The sequence below is a fragment of the Bacillus sp. SH5-2 genome, assembly GCF_008368905.1.
Classification (GTDB): domain Bacteria; phylum Bacillota; class Bacilli; order Bacillales; family Bacillaceae_G; genus Bacillus_A; species Bacillus_A luti.
Window position 1 is genome coordinate 30,750 of sequence record NZ_QOSD01000013.1, and the last position, 16,775, is coordinate 47,524.

At 38.8% G+C, this 16,775-nt stretch carries 16 protein-coding genes; 13 read left to right on the top strand and 3 right to left on the bottom strand.

Annotated elements, in window-relative coordinates:
* Nucleotides 1-11 precede the first annotated feature (11 nt).
* The 8 genes from DN410_RS10270 to DN410_RS10300 all read left to right on the top strand — a co-directional run bounded on the left by DN410_RS10270 (nucleotide 12) and on the right by DN410_RS10300 (nucleotide 7,621).
* Nucleotides 12-1,454, top strand: a complete 1,443-nt coding sequence (locus tag DN410_RS10270; protein ID WP_149176417.1) for an aldehyde dehydrogenase family protein — start codon at nucleotides 12-14, stop codon at nucleotides 1,452-1,454.
* Between the two features lie 31 nt (nucleotides 1,455-1,485).
* Nucleotides 1,486-1,839: a DUF3870 domain-containing protein gene (locus tag DN410_RS10275; protein WP_088106503.1), complete on the top strand. Its 354-nt coding sequence runs from the start codon at nucleotides 1,486-1,488 to the stop codon at nucleotides 1,837-1,839.
* 244 nt (nucleotides 1,840-2,083) lie between these two features.
* Nucleotides 2,084-2,212, top strand: a complete 129-nt coding sequence (locus DN410_RS28400; RefSeq protein ID WP_255446720.1) for a hypothetical protein — start codon at nucleotides 2,084-2,086, stop codon at nucleotides 2,210-2,212.
* 314 nt (nucleotides 2,213-2,526) lie between these two features.
* Entirely contained in the window at nucleotides 2,527-3,465 is a 939-nt protein-coding gene (gene glaH, locus DN410_RS10280; RefSeq protein WP_149176418.1) for a glutarate dioxygenase GlaH, read from the top strand.
* Nucleotides 3,466-3,523: 58 nt separating this feature from the next.
* Complete coding sequence (gene lhgO, locus DN410_RS10285) at nucleotides 3,524-4,726, top strand: L-2-hydroxyglutarate oxidase (protein WP_149176419.1); 1,203 nt, start codon at nucleotides 3,524-3,526, stop codon at nucleotides 4,724-4,726.
* A 144-nt stretch (nucleotides 4,727-4,870) separates the two neighbouring features.
* Entirely contained in the window at nucleotides 4,871-5,332 is a 462-nt protein-coding gene (locus tag DN410_RS10290) for a VOC family protein (RefSeq protein ID WP_071710766.1), read from the top strand.
* A gap of 239 nt (nucleotides 5,333-5,571) precedes the next feature.
* Complete coding sequence (locus tag DN410_RS10295) at nucleotides 5,572-6,624, top strand: proline racemase family protein (RefSeq protein ID WP_149176558.1); 1,053 nt, start codon at nucleotides 5,572-5,574, stop codon at nucleotides 6,622-6,624.
* A 19-nt stretch (nucleotides 6,625-6,643) separates the two neighbouring features.
* Entirely contained in the window at nucleotides 6,644-7,621 is a 978-nt protein-coding gene (locus DN410_RS10300) for an ornithine cyclodeaminase family protein (protein WP_149176420.1), read from the top strand.
* 120 nt (nucleotides 7,622-7,741) lie between these two features.
* Here DN410_RS10300 and DN410_RS10305 read toward each other — a convergent pair whose 3' ends face one another.
* The 3 genes from DN410_RS10305 to DN410_RS10315 form a co-directional block, all read right to left on the bottom strand.
* Entirely contained in the window at nucleotides 7,742-8,500 is a 759-nt protein-coding gene (locus DN410_RS10305; RefSeq protein WP_149176421.1) for an SDR family NAD(P)-dependent oxidoreductase, read from the bottom strand.
* Nucleotides 8,501-8,524: 24 nt separating this feature from the next.
* Entirely contained in the window at nucleotides 8,525-9,892 is a 1,368-nt protein-coding gene (locus DN410_RS10310) for an APC family permease (protein WP_149176422.1), read from the bottom strand.
* A 425-nt stretch (nucleotides 9,893-10,317) separates the two neighbouring features.
* A complete protein-coding gene (locus DN410_RS10315) occupies nucleotides 10,318-10,656 on the bottom strand; it encodes a hypothetical protein (RefSeq protein ID WP_149176423.1) in 339 nt (112 codons plus the stop codon).
* A 286-nt stretch (nucleotides 10,657-10,942) separates the two neighbouring features.
* Between DN410_RS10315 and DN410_RS10320 the strand changes: the two genes are divergently transcribed.
* The 5 genes from DN410_RS10320 to DN410_RS10340 all read left to right on the top strand — a co-directional run bounded on the left by DN410_RS10320 (nucleotide 10,943) and on the right by DN410_RS10340 (nucleotide 16,472).
* Nucleotides 10,943-12,532 (top strand): ABC transporter substrate-binding protein, encoded by a 1,590-nt coding sequence (locus DN410_RS10320; protein ID WP_149176424.1) that lies wholly within the window; start codon nucleotides 10,943-10,945, stop codon nucleotides 12,530-12,532.
* A 147-nt stretch (nucleotides 12,533-12,679) separates the two neighbouring features.
* Nucleotides 12,680-13,630 carry an ABC transporter permease gene (locus tag DN410_RS10325; RefSeq protein WP_149176425.1) on the top strand — a complete coding sequence of 317 codons (951 nt, stop codon included), beginning with the start codon at nucleotides 12,680-12,682 and terminating at the stop codon, nucleotides 13,628-13,630.
* A 6-nt stretch (nucleotides 13,631-13,636) separates the two neighbouring features.
* On the top strand, nucleotides 13,637-14,488 hold the full coding sequence (locus tag DN410_RS10330; RefSeq protein WP_071710759.1) for an ABC transporter permease: 852 nt from the start codon (nucleotides 13,637-13,639) through the stop codon (nucleotides 14,486-14,488).
* 27 nt (nucleotides 14,489-14,515) lie between these two features.
* A complete protein-coding gene (locus tag DN410_RS10335) occupies nucleotides 14,516-15,508 on the top strand; it encodes an ABC transporter ATP-binding protein (protein ID WP_149176426.1) in 993 nt (330 codons plus the stop codon).
* Nucleotides 15,501-16,472 carry an ABC transporter ATP-binding protein gene (locus DN410_RS10340; RefSeq protein WP_149176559.1) on the top strand — a complete coding sequence of 324 codons (972 nt, stop codon included), beginning with the start codon at nucleotides 15,501-15,503 and terminating at the stop codon, nucleotides 16,470-16,472. Before DN410_RS10335 ends, DN410_RS10340 begins: the two co-directional genes overlap by 8 nt.
* Nucleotides 16,473-16,775: the final 303 nt, after the last annotated feature.

A 16,775-nucleotide genomic window follows, 5' to 3' on the forward strand; every position in this document is an offset into this window, starting at 1 on the left:
GGGGCAGGGGAATGAAGTTTTTCAATTATATAAACGGTGAGTGGAGAGAACCTTCCACGAATGCATATGTGAAAAATTATAATCCGCATAACGGGGAAGTGCTAGGCGAATTCCCGTTTAGTTCAGTAGAAGATACGCTACTAGCAATTGCATCAGCGAAAGAAGCGTTTCATAAATGGCAAAAGTTATCGTTTCAAGAAAGAGCGAGCTATTTATGGAAAGCGGCAGCTATTTTAAAAGAAAAGGTAAATGAAATTGGCCGAGATGTAACGAATGAAGAAGGAAAGACGCTTGCAGAAGGAATAGGCGAGACGAAGCGAGCAATTAGCATCCTTGAATATTATGCCGGGGAAGCGAATCAGCCGATTGGAGAGATTATTCCGTCTGCGAATGAAAGTACGATGCTTTACAGTAAACGTGTAGCAGTAGGGCCGGTCGGATTAATTACGCCGTGGAACTTCCCAATTGCGATTCCGGCGTGGAAAATGGCGCCAGCGCTTATTTACGGAAATACAATTGTCATTAAGCCGGCAGAAGTGACGCCGAAATCGGTGTACCATCTTGTAAATGCGTTTCATGAGGCGGGTATTCCGGCAGGTGTTATAAACTGTGTGTTCGGCAAAGGATCTGAAGTTGGAGCAGAGTTAACGGGAAATCCGGATATAAAAGCGGTATCCTTTACCGGTTCTAATCACGTCGGCAATATCATTCAGAAAGCAGCCGTTGAAACGAGGAAAAAAGTGCAATTAGAGATGGGCGGGAAAAACCCGTTAGTTGTATTAAAAGATGCCGATATTGAAAAGGCGGTAACAATTGCGATAAAAGGAGCGTTTATGTCAACGGGGCAAAAATGTACGGCAACGAGTAGAGTCATTGTAGAAGCTGAAATTTATGAAGCATTCAAGGGTCGACTGTTGCAGCGTACGGAAGCTCTTACAGTGGGTAACCCGTTAGAGCCTGATACATTTATGGGGCCATGTGTTTCTGAGGGGCAGCAACAATCTGTTTTATCGATGATTGAAGTAGGAAAAAAAGAGGCTTCTTTACTGTATGGTGGTAGCGAGCCGAAAGATGCTGAATTGCAGAATGGCTTTTACGTGTTACCGACTATTTTTGAAAATGTAGACGCGGATGCTCGCATTGCAAAAGAAGAAATTTTTGGCCCGGTAATCTGTTTGTTTAAAGTGAATAGTTATGAAGAAGCAGTTTCTTTAGCAAACGATACAGAATACGGACTAAGTGCATCGATTTGTACGAATAATTTAAGTTTATCTCAGCGGTTTATTGATGATATGGAAGTTGGAATGGTTCATGTAAATTCAGAAACGGCAGGAGCAGAACCACAAGTTCCGTTTGGCGGAATGAAAAACTCCAGTGCTGGCCCGCGTGAACAAGGGAAAGCGGCGAAAGAATTTTACACGAGAATAAAGACAGTATACGTAGATCAAGTATAAACACTAAAAACATCGTAACGGAGGATGCAATATGCGCAAAGGAACTTTTTTCATGGCAGGACATTCGAGACTTCCGAAAGGGATGGCTGTTCGCAGTATGTATGAAACATTAACAATTACGATTGAAGCAGATCATAAATATCATGTCATTATTGAAGCGTCATGTACGCTCGCAACAGAGCACGGCAGAGACTTTGTCGCTCAAATTTTGAGAGGACATAGTTTGCGGGATGGTATTGAAGAAATCGTGCAAGATATTACGGATCATTATCAAGGAAAAGCACAAAATGCTATCGTCAGTGCGGTAAAAGATTTACATCGCCAATATGTAAGTTATTTGAACGATGAAAAGCCTGCGGAAGAGTATGAGGAAACAAATTTATAAAATAACTGTCTAGTTTGTATAGCTATAAACGAGAGCCAGTTGTATTCCTTTTAAAGGGATACGACTGGCTTTTTATCCCGCTTTAACTGGCAGTAAGACCCCCACCTCAAATCAGCGAAAGCAAAGAGGTAGGTGGGGGATCAACTGCCCGTAAAAGTCCGATTGGTTCAACTAATAATCAGTGGGGGATGAATAAAACCCCCACTGATTAAAGTTTCACTTTATATTAGAGGAGGCAAGGAATATGAAAAAGTTAAATGATGTGCAAGTTGTAAAACAAGAGACGAAGAAAAGAGGATGCGCAGAAAGTAAGGGGATTTGTACAATGTGTAAAGTTTGTAGAGAAAATAAGAAAAAACGAATTGACAGTTAGAATATTTTGAATTATCATTTAATTAATCAATAAGATCCATTCGAGAAATTAGCCTTCTCTAAATTCGATCTTGTTTTCCTGTTTTACACATATTTTCATATGAACTGTCTATTATTATTGTACTTTAAGAGATTAAAGAACACTCGTAATTATGAGCCAGTTGTATGTATCTGCGATTGTTTTGTCGTGGATATGTATGACTGGCTTTTTCGTTGTTAGGGCAGTAAGACCGAATCTCAGCATAAGAAGATAAGGATAACTGTCTGTAAAAAGTGTCAATACGTTCTTCATATTTCATTTAGGGAGGAATTGAAATGTCGATTATTACAGAACAAAGTGCGAAGAGGAAGTTTGCAAAGAAATATGAGGGATATGAAATTGTTCCTCATCCGGAGCATAAACGTTTATATCATATCGTATTAAATCAGCAATTGCTTAAGCAGTTTTTTGAAGAGGTAAAAGAGCATTCAGAGCAGTCACTCCAATACATTCCGTATTCTCGGTTTAATCTTGCAGATAGTATGAGAAAGATTTTTGGGCAATCGTTCATGGATAACATTCGCGGCATTATTCATGATAGAGAGACGGGCGGATTTACAATTGGTGTACAAGGTGAAACGATAGATCCAGCAGACTACGTGAAATTTGCGACAGCGTTAACACATTTAATCGGAACGCCGAACTTTGATGCGATGACAGGAACGTATTATGCTAGATTTAATGTGAAAGATACGGATAGTAGTGACTCATACCTTCGCCAAGCGTACCGATTATTTACACTTCATACAGACGGAACATTCGTGGATGAGCCAACTGACTGGCTTCTTATGATGAAAATTGAAGAACAAAATGCGGTAGGCGGGGAATCACGGTTACTACATTTAGACGATTGGGAAGATCTTCAAAAATTTAGAGATCATTCGCTTGCATCTGTTAAAATTACGTATAAAGCACCACCAAGTAAAAACTCGCAAGAAATCGTCTATCGTGAAACGTTTTTTGATGTAAATAACGCACCGTGCATTTGCTTTATTGATCAGTTCGCGTATCCAGATAATATCGAACAAGCAAACTATCTAAAAGATTTATCGTATTCAGTTGAAAATTCACCGGCAACACATGCATTAAAACTACCAGTTGGTGATTTAGTTCTTTTAAATAATTTATTTTGGATGCACGGCAGAGCCGCATTCGAAAAGAATAAAGATTTATATAGAGAACTCATGCGTCAACGCGGTTGTTTTTCTAAATAATATGTACGGCGGGTCTTTCAAAGAGGCCTGCCTTTTATACTATTAAGGGGGAAGTAGGATGTATGACTTTATAATTATTGGCGGAGGAATCGTTGGTCTTTCAACGGGAATGGCTTTAACGAAAAAATTCCCTCATGCAAAAATCGCAATCATTGAAAAAGAAAAGGAACTAGCGCATCATCAAACAGGACATAATAGCGGTGTCATTCACTCTGGCATTTACTATAAACCTGGAAGCTATAAAGCAAAATTCGCCAAAGAAGGAAACGCAGCGATGGTCCAATTTTGTAAAGAAAATGACATCGCTTATGACATGTGCGGCAAAGTCATTGTCGCGACAGAAAAAGAAGAACTTCCTCTTTTACATAACTTATACGAAAGAGGACTACAAAACGGTTTACATATTACTAAAATAGATAAAGAACAATTAGCAGAAGTCGAACCGCATGTAAAAGGACTAGGCGCAATCCGTGTTCCTTCGTGCGGGATCGCTGATTATAAAGGAGTCAGTTATGCATTTGCTCGATTAATTCAAGAATGCGGCGGTGAAGTACACTTAGGAACAGCCGCAGAGCGTATTACGGAAAAGAAAGATCTTGTCACAATTGAGACAAACAAAGGCACATTTAAAACGAAATTTCTCATTAACTGCGCCGGCTTACATAGCGATCGCATTGCGAAAAAAACAGGCATATTAACGGATATGAAAATCGTTCCGTTCCGCGGTGAATATTATGAACTCGTCCCAGAAAAACGCCATCTCGTAAAACATTTGATCTATCCAGTTCCAAACCCAGAATTCCCGTTTCTAGGTGTTCATTTCACAAGAATGATAAACGGAGACGTACACGCAGGACCGAACGCAGTATTAAGCTTCAAGCGTGAAGGCTATACGAAAAAAGACTTCGACATAAGAGACTTCATGGAAACAATGACATACACAGGCTTCTGGAAAATGGCAATGCCAAACATGAAAGAAGGCATAAAAGAAATGGTGCGCTCATTCAGTAAACAATCATTTCTAAAAAGCTTACAGCGCCTCATACCAGAACTAACAGAAAAAGATATCGTCCCAACGCATGCCGGGGTAAGGGCACAAGCCATCCTGTCAAACGGAAATATGGTTGATGACTTCTGCATTATTCCTGGCATCAATTCTCTGCATATTTGTAATGCACCATCCCCGGCCGCAACGGCTAGTATAAAGATTGGGGAGGAGATTGTAAGGCAAGTGCCGGATGTTGTGGCGGTTAGGGTTTGATGGAGCCTCTACAAATGAAGAAGAGCTTTTTTGTTAAGTATTAGGGCTACAAAATTGAAAAAAATAAGATATCACTTCTATTTTTAGCTTCTTAAAATAGGATTTATAGTAAGAATTTTTTTGAATATAAAGGAGGGATATGCTTTGTTTCCAGGTACTTTATATGAAACACATGTTAAAACAAAAAATTTAGAAGTGGCAAAAGAGTTTTATACTAAACTTGGATTATTTCATGCTCGCACTATTGAAGAACGCCGTGTAGCATTCTTTTGGTTTGATAAAGAAAATAAGAAAGAACAGATGCTGGGCGTTTGGGAGGTATCGGAAGAAGCATTCCATACAAGTCACTTTGCATTCAAGGTTAACTATGAAGAAATCATTCATGCAAGAGAATGGCTTCTTAATAAAGGAATAAACCCAAGGGCTGCTTTCGGTCTTGAACCTTCCGAGCCTATGGTTCAAACTTGGACACCTACCGCAAATCTTTATTTTTATGATCCTGATGGCAATTCTTTAGAATTTTTATGTTTACTTCCTGAAAAGAAAAACGTAAAACAAGATGTCATGTATTTAAGTGAGTGGGAAAGCTTGGAGGATGAAGAATAAATTTGGTTTTTAATTTAAATCCCGTCAAATTATTTTAAAAGGAACTATAACCTAGTCAAAGTGGAAAAGCTATAGTTTAAATTATCCTCTGAGTTTTCGGAGGATTTTTTGTTTTGAGGTTTAGTGAGGGTGGGGCTGATTGGAGATTAATAATCACCGACTATCTACTGTATAAAAAAATAGACAGTAGTGTATGTTTTTTTGAAAAAAGTATACAAATCTCGCCCTTATACGCTGGCATGATACTTGCAATAAAAATAGTATCAACATATAGGGGAGAGATAGAAATGAAGGTTAGTAAAATATACACGACAATTGATGCTCACGTAGCGGGGGAACCGCTTCGAATTATTACGGGTGGCGTGCCAGAAATTAAGGGAGAAACGCAACTAGAAAGACGTGCATACTGCATGGAACATTTGGATTACCTTCGCGAAGTTCTTATGTATGAACCGAGAGGACATCACGGCATGTACGGTTGTATCATTACTCCGCCTGCAAGTGCTCACGCTGATTTTGGCGTATTATTTATGCACAATGAAGGCTGGAGTACGATGTGTGGTCACGGCATTATTGCTGTTATTACAGTAGGAATTGAAACAGGTATGTTTGAAGTGACAGGTGAAAAACAAAAGTTCATTATTGATAGCCCGGCTGGGGAAGTCATTGCGTATGCGAAGTTTAACGGGAGCGAAGTAGAGTCCGTATCATTCGAAAACGTTCCTTCGTTCGTATATAAAAAAGACGTTCCTATTAAAATAGATGACTACGAATTTCAAGTAGATATCGCATTTGGCGGAGCATTTTACGCGGTAGTAGACAGTAAAGAATTTGGTTTGAAAGTTGATTTCAAGGACTTACCTGCCATTCAAGCGTGGGGCGGTAAAATTAAGCACTATATTGAAAGCCAAATGGAAGTAAAACATCCACTTGAAGAAGGGTTAAAAGGAATATACGGCGTCATTTTCTCAGACGAACCGAAAGAAAAAGACGCTACTTTACGAAACGTAACGATCTTCGCTGATGGGCAAGTAGACCGTTCCCCTTGTGGCACAGGAACTTCTGCAAGAATCGCAACCCTTTTTGAAAAAGACGCTCTGCAAAAAGGAGAAATCTTCATTCATGAATGCATTACTGACGGGAAATTTGAGGGAGAAGTATTGTCGGTAACAGCGGTAGATACATATGAAGCTGTCGTTCCGAAAGTAACCGGGAATGCATTTATTACAGGATTTCATCAGTTCGTTGTAGATCCGAGGGATGATTTGAAGCGTGGGTTTTTGTTAGGATAGAAGGAGGAGGTGGAAAGATATGCTAGTCATAAGCGCGAACGAACAAAGAAACTTAGTAAATATGAACGAAGTTATTGAATACGCGGCGCTTGCTTTACAAGAATTTTCCGCAGAAAGAACGATTACACCAATACGTGGCTCACTACCATTTGCAAGCGAACAAAATACGGCATTAATTATGCCTTCAGTAGCGGAAGGACTTGAAGCACTCGGTTTAAAAGTAGTAACAGTAGTCCCGCATAATAAAAAGATAGGAAAGAAAACGATAAACGGGATCGTAATGCTATCAGACTTTCAAACGGGAGAACCACTCGCACTTTTAGAAGGTTCGTATTTAACAATGATCCGAACAGGCGCCTTATCAGGAGTAGCGACGAAACATTTAGCTCGTCATAATGCAAAAACTTTATGTATTATCGGGACTGGAGAACAGGCGAAGGGAATTGCGGAAGCTGTATTTACGGTTAGAGATATTGAAAAAGTCATTTTATACAATCGAACAGAAGAAAAAGCGTATGCATTTGCGCAATATATACAAGAGAAATTCAATAAACCAGCATACGTTTACAGAGATCCAAATGAAGCAATAAGCGAAGCAGACATTATCGTCACAACTACGAACGCATCCACACCAGTCTTCTCAGAAAAACTACAAAAAGGCGTCCACATAAACGCCGTCGGCTCATTCAGGCCAAGCATGCAAGAACTACCATCTCACGCTATCACAAGCGCAAACAAAGTAGTAGTCGAATCAAAAGAAGCGGCACTAGAAGAAACAGGTGATCTTCAAGTTCCGATAAAAGAAGGTCTATTCGAAGCTAGCAACCTCCACGCCGAACTCGGTCAAATTATAAGCGGAGAAAAAGCCGGCCGCGAAAATGATGAAGAGATTACTATTTTCAAATCAGTTGGTTTGGCAGTAGTGGATATTATCGTTGCGAAGTATTTGTATGAGAAAGCGGTGGAGCGAGGGGTTGGGAATAGGATTGAGTTTTGAGGGACTGCCTTTTGGTGGTCTTTTTTTTATTGATAGGGGGAAGCTATGTGTTTTTGAGTGTAGGTTTAAAAATAAAAAGGTACTCACATATTAGTCATGTCCAATATGTGAGTACCTTTTCTATTTAGCTGTCATAGCACCGTCTGCAACTACAGCGCTACCAGTCATTGCTGATGATTCATCTGAGGCAAGGAATAAAGCGACATTCGCAATTTCTTCTGTATGAATGACACGACCAATTGGTTGGAAGTCATCGATATTATTTAGTACGTTTTCGATACCACCCATTAGATTCGCGTGTGCATCGTTAATGGTAGTATTCACCCAGCCTGGACAAATGCAATTGGCACGAATATTTTCCTTGGCATAATCCAATGCTATCGCCTTGGTAAGCATTAATATAGCTCCTTTGGAAGCCACATATGCAGATAACATAGGCTCGGCAACCAAGCTGTTTACAGAACCTAAATTAATGATAGATCCGCCACCATTTTTTCTCAGCTCAGGGATACCGAACTTGGTCGTAAGGTACATGGATTTCACATTTACATCCATGGTCCGGTCCCACACCTCTTCCGTGATATTCTCGATTTTTCCAGGTACATTTATCCCCGCATTATTACAAATAATATGTAAAGCGCCAAAATGTTCCACAGTATAATTGATTAAACTTTGAACTTGATTGGAATCGGAAACATCTATACGGAAAAATTCAGCATCGCCACCCGCATTTTTTATTTCCTTTGCCACCTCGGTTCCTTGATCGATGATATCACTCACCACGACTTTCGCCCCTTCTTCAGCGAATCGTTTTGCAATAGCTGCGCCAATTCCTCTTCCAGCTCCTGTTACAATTGCAACTTTTCCTAACAATCTCATACGCCAATCCTCCATTCAATTGTATTACTCTCGGAATGCCGGTGGCTTTATTTTATATCCACCTGATTTAACTGCGCCTACCGTAATTCCGAGAATCAACCAGCAAGCTCCAAAAATAAAGGTCTTTAGGCCGAATCCTGACCAAACAAAAGTAACAATGCCAAAACCAACCAAAGGCATAATCAAATAATATATAAAAGATTTCAAACCACGATTTTTCTTTTTAAAGAAAAAGTACCAACAAACACATAAATTTAAAATCATAAATGAAGTAACGGCTCCAAAGTTAACAACCATTAAGATTGTTTCTGTTGGTAACGTGAGAACAGTAACGGCACATATGATGGCAGACAAATAAGTTGAATTTACTGGTGATTGATATTTTGGGTGAATCTTCTTAAACACATTCGAGAATGGTAGAAGATTGTCACGGCTCATAGAATAGAGAATTCTAGAAGTCGCTGCCATACAGTTTAAATTTACTGCTCCGGCTATAGCAACTACGTTGATAAGGATGATTACTACGTAAAAGGCGGTACCACCGGCTTCTTTCAAAATATGAAAATAACCTAAATCTGGGTCGAGGTTGGCATAGTTTGGATGGATTAAATGTGCGATATATGCTTGAGCCACAAAGAAAAATCCGATAAATACAATGGAAAGAACCGTTGCCTTTCCAACCGTTTTTCTTGGTTCTTTTGCCTCTTCCGACAGCGTACTAATCCCATCAAAACCTAAAAAACCAAGGACGGCGATTGTAGTTGAAGTGGCAATCAGTCCAAAATTGAAGTGGTTAGATTGGAAGAATGGATCAAAGGTAAATCCACCAGTGCCGTGACCACCTACAAATACATAGTTAATACCAACAATTAATACGGCTGCAATGACGATGACTTGTACATAAAACATAATCATGTTCATTCGAGAAGTAACTGTGATTCCCCGGATATTAATATACGTATTAATAGCAATAAACAGCAACGCCCATATTGCAGAAGGGACATTAGGAAAGACTCCGGTCATCCAGTTTCCAGTCATCGAATACAATAATGCAGGCAGTAGGACATAGTCAGCAAGGATAATCCAACCTGCTACGAATCCAACATGCGGATTTACTGCGCGTTGGATGTACGAATATACAGATCCAGATATAGGGAATTCCTTTGCCATATGGCTATAGCTATAGGCAGTAAACAACATGGCAATTACCCCTACGATATACACCAAACATGACATGCCAAAACTTTGCTGGGCTACCATTCCATACACTTGCATTGGTGCCAGTGGAGCCATAAAGACCATGCCATAAATGGTCAGCTCTTTTAAACCAAGGCTTCGCTTTAATTCTTGTTTGTATCCAAATTGACTTATTTCAGTTTCAATCTGAGACATTGAATCCCCCCTTTTTTAATATATTCTAGTGTATTATAGTGAAAATTCTGAATATTTTCAATAATATTTTTCAAAGCCATTAATTAAAATATTACTGGTGGGATCAAGTGCAAAATGAGACTCGTTTGTAGATAAATATAAGCAAAAAGGTGAATATCAAAACGTAGAGTTAACATTGACGGAAGATCTATTACAGATGGACAGGAGAATTTTTATTGGAGAGGATAGAAGCGATGTTGGCTTAAAGGTGTGAATTAGTTCTTACTATAATATGTATAAGAGAATTAGTCCTTGATCCAGAGGGATTTGATTTAGAAGATGTTAATGATATGTTGGAACATGTGAATCCTGTGCGGATATGAAATCATTAATTCAATTGGCGTATGAAAAAAGCTGCACCTCTAACAATTAGAGGTGTAGCTATTTTACCACTCCCGCCATTCTTCTGTTATGTCTTCTTCGGATTCTAAGCCAGCTATTTGTGCTGCTGTATCGATAAATTCATAGAGATCTTCTCTTTCCATTGTTTCGATAAAATGGTCATGTTCGATATTTAATTCATTTATTTTAATAACTACCTCTTTAACGCCTTGCATTATTGCGGATTCGGTTGGATTTTCCCCTAATTGTTCTAAATGATTTATGTAACTATCAAGCACTTTATTTGTTGCACTTATCTTTTCTTCAGTGAAAAACTCCCCATCTTCATCATACTCAACCCATGAGGTTGTTGGTTTGTTTTTTTTCAATTCATCAAATGTCATGATAACCTCCTAAATATTTCTTGTATTTAATCCCATTTTAGAGAAATTTTCTGTAGACTGCTAGTTTTTCAACTCATTTTGCAAGGCCATTTTTTCGTGGTCTTTTTATTTTACGCCCCGCATAAATATAGTTTATCGCAAGAATTCATTGGTAGATTTCAAACTTTCTACCTTTATGAAAAAGTTTGACAATACATACAGGCAGTGGTATTTTAAAACCTATAAGAAAACTCGGTATTAATTCCGAGTTTTCTTATAGGTGTAAATAGTCGAGAGGGGTCGAAATATGAAAAAGAAATTGTTTGCATTACCATTTGTCCTACTATTACTTATTGCATTAGCGGCTTGCTCTGGGGAGAAAGATTCTTCGAAGCAAGCGGGAACTAGTACGTCAGGGACTCCGAAAGATGGAGGGACGTTAACAATTGGCGTTAGTGACAATCCAGAAACGATGAATCCGCTTTATGCGAATGATCGTGTGTCATTAACTGTGCAGCAAGCTTTATATGCACCGCTGTACCATATGGAAGACGGTAAGAAAAAGTTTGTTCTTGCTGAGAGCTTTACGCCTTCAGAGGATCAATTAACATGGACTTTAAAATTAAAGGATAATTTGAAATGGCATGATGGTAAGAAAATTACATCAGATGATATTGCATTTACATTCCAATCAATTTTAGATGAGAAGCAAAATAGTTCAAGCCGTGAAAACTTTATTTTTAAAGGAAAGCCGCTTGAGGTGAAAAAAGTGGATGAGCTAACGACTCAATTCGTATTACCACAAGTAAGTGCATCTTTCGAAGGGGTTATGAATGATTTCTTCCCAATTCCGAAACATGTATTTGAAGGTGAAGCGGATTTAGTGAAGAGTAAGAAAAACTTACAACCTGTAGGATCAGGTCCATTTAAATTCAAAGAGTTTAAATCGGATGAATATGTTGCGTTAGAGCGATTCGATGATTATTTTGCTGGTAAAGCGAAATTAGATTCTATCGTGTACCGCGTTGTAAAAGACCGTAATACGGCAAATGTTTCACTTCAAAATGGTCAAATCAACATGAAGATGATTGAGCCACAAGACTTTAAGAAATTAGATAGCACAGGGAACTTCTCAATGGTGACATTCCCAGAAGGTAGATTATTCTACTTATCTTATAACAACAATACAGATCTTATGAAGAAGAAAGAAGTGCGCCAAGCAATTGCACATGCTTTAGATAAGAAAGAAATGATTAACTCAGCGTTCGTTTCTAGTCAATTTGCAGAACCGGCAAATTCAATCTTAACGCCAGACGCTATGTATTATGCGAAAGATATTAAAGAGTATAAGTATGATCAAAAAGCAGCGAAAGATTTATTAGCAAAAGCTGGTGTGAAAGATAAAGAAAAAGTACGTGTTATGTATGTAACGAATAATAAAATTATGGAAAGCTTAGCACTTTATACACAGCAAAAATTACAAGAAATTGGCTTACAAGTTGAACTGAATGCATTAGATGCTAGTGCAGCAAGTGAAAAAGGCTTAGATAAAGAAAATAAAGAATATGACATTACATTCGGTGGTTACATAATGGGACCAGAGCCAGATTCATATAAGAGCTTATTCTTAAGCAATGCCGAGTACAATTATGCACGTTATAAAAATGCTGACTTCGATAAATTATGGGAAGAAGCTGCAGTTGAAACAGATAAAACGAAACGCGCAGAGCTTTACCATAAAATCCAAGATACAGCGAGAGAAGATTTACCTTATCTTCCAATCGCATATCCGAAAGCAGTGATTGCAGTAGATAAAAAGTTTGATGGATTAAAAGAAGCAAAAGCAATTCCAGTTACAATGTTTGAAGATCTATCGAAGATTTATGAAGTGAAATAAGAAACGATAAAGAAGCTGGTGAAAATCAGCTTCTTTATCCCGCTTTAATGGGCAGTAAGACTCCCACCACAAAACTCGGCGAATGCGGGGAAGTGAGGTGGAAGCTCTGCTGATTAAAGTTTCACTTTATCTTGAGGGGGGAAGTTCGTGTATAAAGTAATTGCAAAGAGGCTTTTAAATGCAATTCCGCTTTTATTTGTTATTTCTATTATTTCTTTTCTATTAATAAAACTAGCGCCGGGCGATCCGGTTCGAAACTTTGTAACGCCGAATATGAGCCCAATTGATGTCGAGCGTATTCGCAAAAGTTTAGGACTAGATCAACCGATTTACGTGCAATATATTTTATGGTTAAAAAATATTTTAACAGGGAACTTTGGATATTCACTTCAAAATCATCGTCCTGTTTTAGAACTTATTACAGAAAGATTACCCGCAACAATCGGATTAATGGGGTCATCTTTACTCGTCTCCTTTGTAATCGCAATTCCGCTTGGACTACTTACAGGGGTGAAAAAGAATTCGTTCTTTGATCGCATTGTAAATTTTATCTCTTATGTAGGAATCTCAATGCCAGTCTTTTGGTTCGCTTTACTATTAATCTACTTATTCTCGTTAAAGTTGAATCTTCTTCCGAGTATGGGTATGCGCACAGTCGGTCAAGATTCCTTATGGGATATTGTCCAGCACGGCATTTTACCTTGCATGGTGCTTGCGTTCCAGAATGTATCTGTTTATATGAGATATATTCGTTCAAGTACAATCCAGCAATTAGAAGAAGATTACGTACAAATTCAATATGCGTACGGTGCTTCGAAGAAATCAGTTTTATTTAATCACGTACTTCGAAATGTATTAATACCGATTATTACAATTTTCGGATTATCCATTCCAAGTTTAGTAGGCGGAGCGTTCATTACGGAAACAGTATTCTCATGGCCGGGACTTGGTTCGCTCGGGGTGAATGCTATTTTTAGATTTGATTATCCAATTATTATGGCAATCACATTATTATCATCATTCATGTTAATTCTCGGTAATTTAATTGCTGATATTTTATATGGCGTAGTAGATCCGCGCATTCGAATGAGGGGGTGATTTGGAATGAATAATAGGAGATTTCAAACGATAAAAAGTAGTTTTACAAAAAATAAGTTTGTAGTAATGGGAGTTATTATACTTTCGGTTTTAACGATCGCATCAATTTTTGCATTCGTATCGCCATACGATCCTAGTAAAATGTCGATTCCAGATCGTTTACAAGAACCGGGTATGAGTCATCCTTTCGGAACGGATGATTACGGAAGGGATTACTTAACGAGAGCATTATATGGAGGAAGAGTGTCGCTTGCGGTTGGTTTTCTAGCGATGGTTGTTTCTATTACAATCGGGACCGCAGTCGGAACAATTAGCGGATATTTTGGCGGAAAGTTAGACAACTTCTTAATGCGAATTGTGGAAGTGTTAATGTCGATTCCATCATTCTTTTTAATGCTGTTATTAAATGCATATTTAAAACCAGGAATTACAACGCTTGTTCTTATTATTGGATTACTGACATGGATGGACACCGCACGTATCGTAAGGGCGGAAACGTTATCGGTAAAAGAGCGTGAGTACGTGTTATATGCAAAAGTGTCAGGGCAAAAGTCATTTATGATTATTGTAAGACATATCATTCCAAACATTTTATCGACCATTATAATCGCAGCGACATTAACAATTGCGACATCTATTTTAATGGAATCATCACTTAGCTTCTTAGGATTAGGTATTAGAGAACCAGATTCATCTTGGGGTAGCATGCTAAATAATGCGCAAGGATATATCGGTGAAGCTTGGTATTTAACACTCTTCCCAGGGTTCCTTATTCTATTAACAGTACTAAGTTTTAACGTGATCGGTGAAGCGTTGAAAAAAGCTTTCGCACCAAAAGGGGCTCATCATGAGAACTAATGCTTTAAGTGAGGGGGAGTGAAAAGCGTGTCTGAAAAACTATTAGAAGTAAAAAATTTAAAGACTTCTTTTTTCATAGAGGGCGGCGAAGTAGAAGCTGTTCGCGGCGTTTCATTTAGTTTGAAAAAAGGGGAAGTCGTCGGGATTGTTGGCGAATCGGGAAGCGGAAAGAGCGTTATGGCCAAATCCGTTATGGCTCTCGTTACGTCTCCGGGGAAAGTGAAAGAAGGAGAGATTCTTTTTCAAAATGAAAACGTACTTTCTAAATCAGAAAAAGAATTACGCTCTATTAGAGGAAATCAAATTTCACTTATCTCCCAAGATCCGATGTCGGCATTAAACCCAGTTGTGAAAATTGGAAAGCAAATGACAGAAGTAATTATAAGGCATCAAAAAGTGAAAAAGAAAGAAGCAGAGCGCATCGCGGTTAACTTGTTAAAACAAGTCGGTCTTTCTTCGCCGGAAGAAAGGGTAAAACAATATCCGCATGAGCTAAGCGGCGGAATGAAACAGCGGGTGATGATCGCAATGGCGATGTCTTGTAACCCAGACCTTCTCATTGCGGACGAACCGACGACAGCACTTGATGTAACGATACAAGCGCAAATACTAGACTTAATGAAAAACTTAAAAAACGAAACGAATATGTCGTTATTGCTCATCACGCATGACCTTGGAATCGTCGCGCAAAACTGTACACGAGTTATCGTTATGTACGGCGGACTTATTATGGAAGAAGGAGCTGTACTTGATATTTTCCAATCGCCGAACCATCCATATACGAAGGGGCTATTAAACTCCTTGCCGAAAATATCGAACGGCGTAAAAGAAAGACTCGCGCCAATTCAAGGTGTAACGCCAAACTTACTACATCCGCCGAAAGGTTGCCCATTCGCAGAGCGTTGTCCGCATAAGATGGACATTTGTGAAAAAGAACGTCCGCCATATTTTGAAATCGGAAACGAAAGACGCTCTATGTGCTGGTTAAACGATGAAAAAGTAGGTGATTCCCATGCGTGAAGAAAACTTAATTGAAGTACGGAACTTAAAAAAGTATTTTCCTATTAAAAAAGGACTATTCGGCAGAAAAACAGAGCAATTAAAAGCAGTAGACGACTTAAGCTTCACAATAAAAAAGGGTGAAACATTCGGGCTAGTAGGGGAATCAGGCTGCGGAAAATCAACGACAGGAAGAAGCATCATTCGCTTACACGACGTCACTTCAGGGAATATATTATTCGACGGACAAGACATCGCGAATTTAAAAGAAAGTGAACTAAAAGAATATCGAAAACGAATGCAAATCATTTTCCAAGATCCATACGCATCATTAAACCCGGCAATGAACGTATTCCAAATTATTAGCGAACCGATGAACATTCATGGCTCTTACACAGCCGAAGAAAGAAAAGAAATCATTCTAGACCTACTCAAAAAAGTAGGCCTAAAAGAAGAACACCTATATCGCTACCCGCACGAATTTAGCGGAGGCCAAAGACAGCGCATCAGCATCGCGCGCGCACTATCTGTAAAACCTGACTTCATCCTATGTGACGAACCAATCTCAGCACTCGATGTCTCAGTCCAAGCACAAGTCGTAAACATGCTGCAAGACATCCAAGAAGAAACAGGCGTCACATACTTATTCATCGCACATGACCTATCTATGGTAAGACACATATCAGACCGAATCGGAGTCATGTACCTAGGAAACATAGTAGAAATTGCCGACAGCGAAGACCTATATACAAAACCGGCACATCCATACACACAAGCACTACTCTCATCCATGCCAGAACCAGACCCAACAAACGCAGGCAAAGAACGAATCATTCTAGAGGGTGAAGTTCCAAGCCCGCTCAACTCACCATCCGGCTGCAAATTCAGAACGCGCTGCAAATTCGCCACTGAAAAATGCGCGCAGGAAGTACCGAAAATGGTGGAGATTGCGAAGGGGCATCAGGTGGCTTGTCATTTATTTTAGAGGAGAAAGCACTAGGGGGACCTAGTGCTTTTTTCTTTTGTGTTGGGGTTGCATATTGATAATAAAGTCATTTAAAAACAAAAGTAAATCTCTTATTGTTATTTTGTTAATTTTTACCGTGCAAAAAATAAAGTTAAAAGTGATGTAAAATGAATTCGTAGATTTGAATAAATAGGAGGGAAGTTCTAATAAACAAAAAAGAAATTGAAGAATTATTTGAAGGCGTACCACCAACATTTCGGAAATTTTGTACGGTAAGCAGTCAAAACTATAAAAATTGATTGTAATGTGTTCGCTTAAGCC

What these genes read in the sequence shown, in the direction of transcription:
- DN410_RS10270 (WP_149176417.1), top strand. Translation starts at nt 12, where the DNA reads ATGAAGTTTTTCAATTATATAAACGGTGAGTGGAGAGAACCTTCCACG.
- DN410_RS10275 (WP_088106503.1), top strand. Translation starts at nt 1,486, where the DNA reads ATGCGCAAAGGAACTTTTTTCATGGCAGGACATTCGAGACTTCCGAAA.
- DN410_RS28400 (WP_255446720.1), top strand. Translation starts at nt 2,084, where the DNA reads ATGAAAAAGTTAAATGATGTGCAAGTTGTAAAACAAGAGACGAAGAAA.
- glaH (WP_149176418.1), top strand. Translation starts at nt 2,527, where the DNA reads ATGTCGATTATTACAGAACAAAGTGCGAAGAGGAAGTTTGCAAAGAAA.
- lhgO (WP_149176419.1), top strand. Translation starts at nt 3,524, where the DNA reads ATGTATGACTTTATAATTATTGGCGGAGGAATCGTTGGTCTTTCAACG.
- DN410_RS10295 (WP_149176558.1), top strand. Translation starts at nt 5,572, where the DNA reads ATGATACTTGCAATAAAAATAGTATCAACATATAGGGGAGAGATAGAA.
- DN410_RS10300 (WP_149176420.1), top strand. Translation starts at nt 6,644, where the DNA reads ATGCTAGTCATAAGCGCGAACGAACAAAGAAACTTAGTAAATATGAAC.
- DN410_RS10305 (WP_149176421.1), bottom strand. Translation starts at nt 8,500, where the DNA reads ATGAGATTGTTAGGAAAAGTTGCAATTGTAACAGGAGCTGGAAGAGGA.
- DN410_RS10310 (WP_149176422.1), bottom strand. Translation starts at nt 9,892, where the DNA reads ATGTCTCAGATTGAAACTGAAATAAGTCAATTTGGATACAAACAAGAA.
- DN410_RS10315 (WP_149176423.1), bottom strand. Translation starts at nt 10,656, where the DNA reads ATGACATTTGATGAATTGAAAAAAAACAAACCAACAACCTCATGGGTT.
- DN410_RS10320 (WP_149176424.1), top strand. Translation starts at nt 10,943, where the DNA reads ATGAAAAAGAAATTGTTTGCATTACCATTTGTCCTACTATTACTTATT.
- DN410_RS10330 (WP_071710759.1), top strand. Translation starts at nt 13,637, where the DNA reads ATGAATAATAGGAGATTTCAAACGATAAAAAGTAGTTTTACAAAAAAT.
- DN410_RS10340 (WP_149176559.1), top strand. Translation starts at nt 15,501, where the DNA reads ATGCGTGAAGAAAACTTAATTGAAGTACGGAACTTAAAAAAGTATTTT.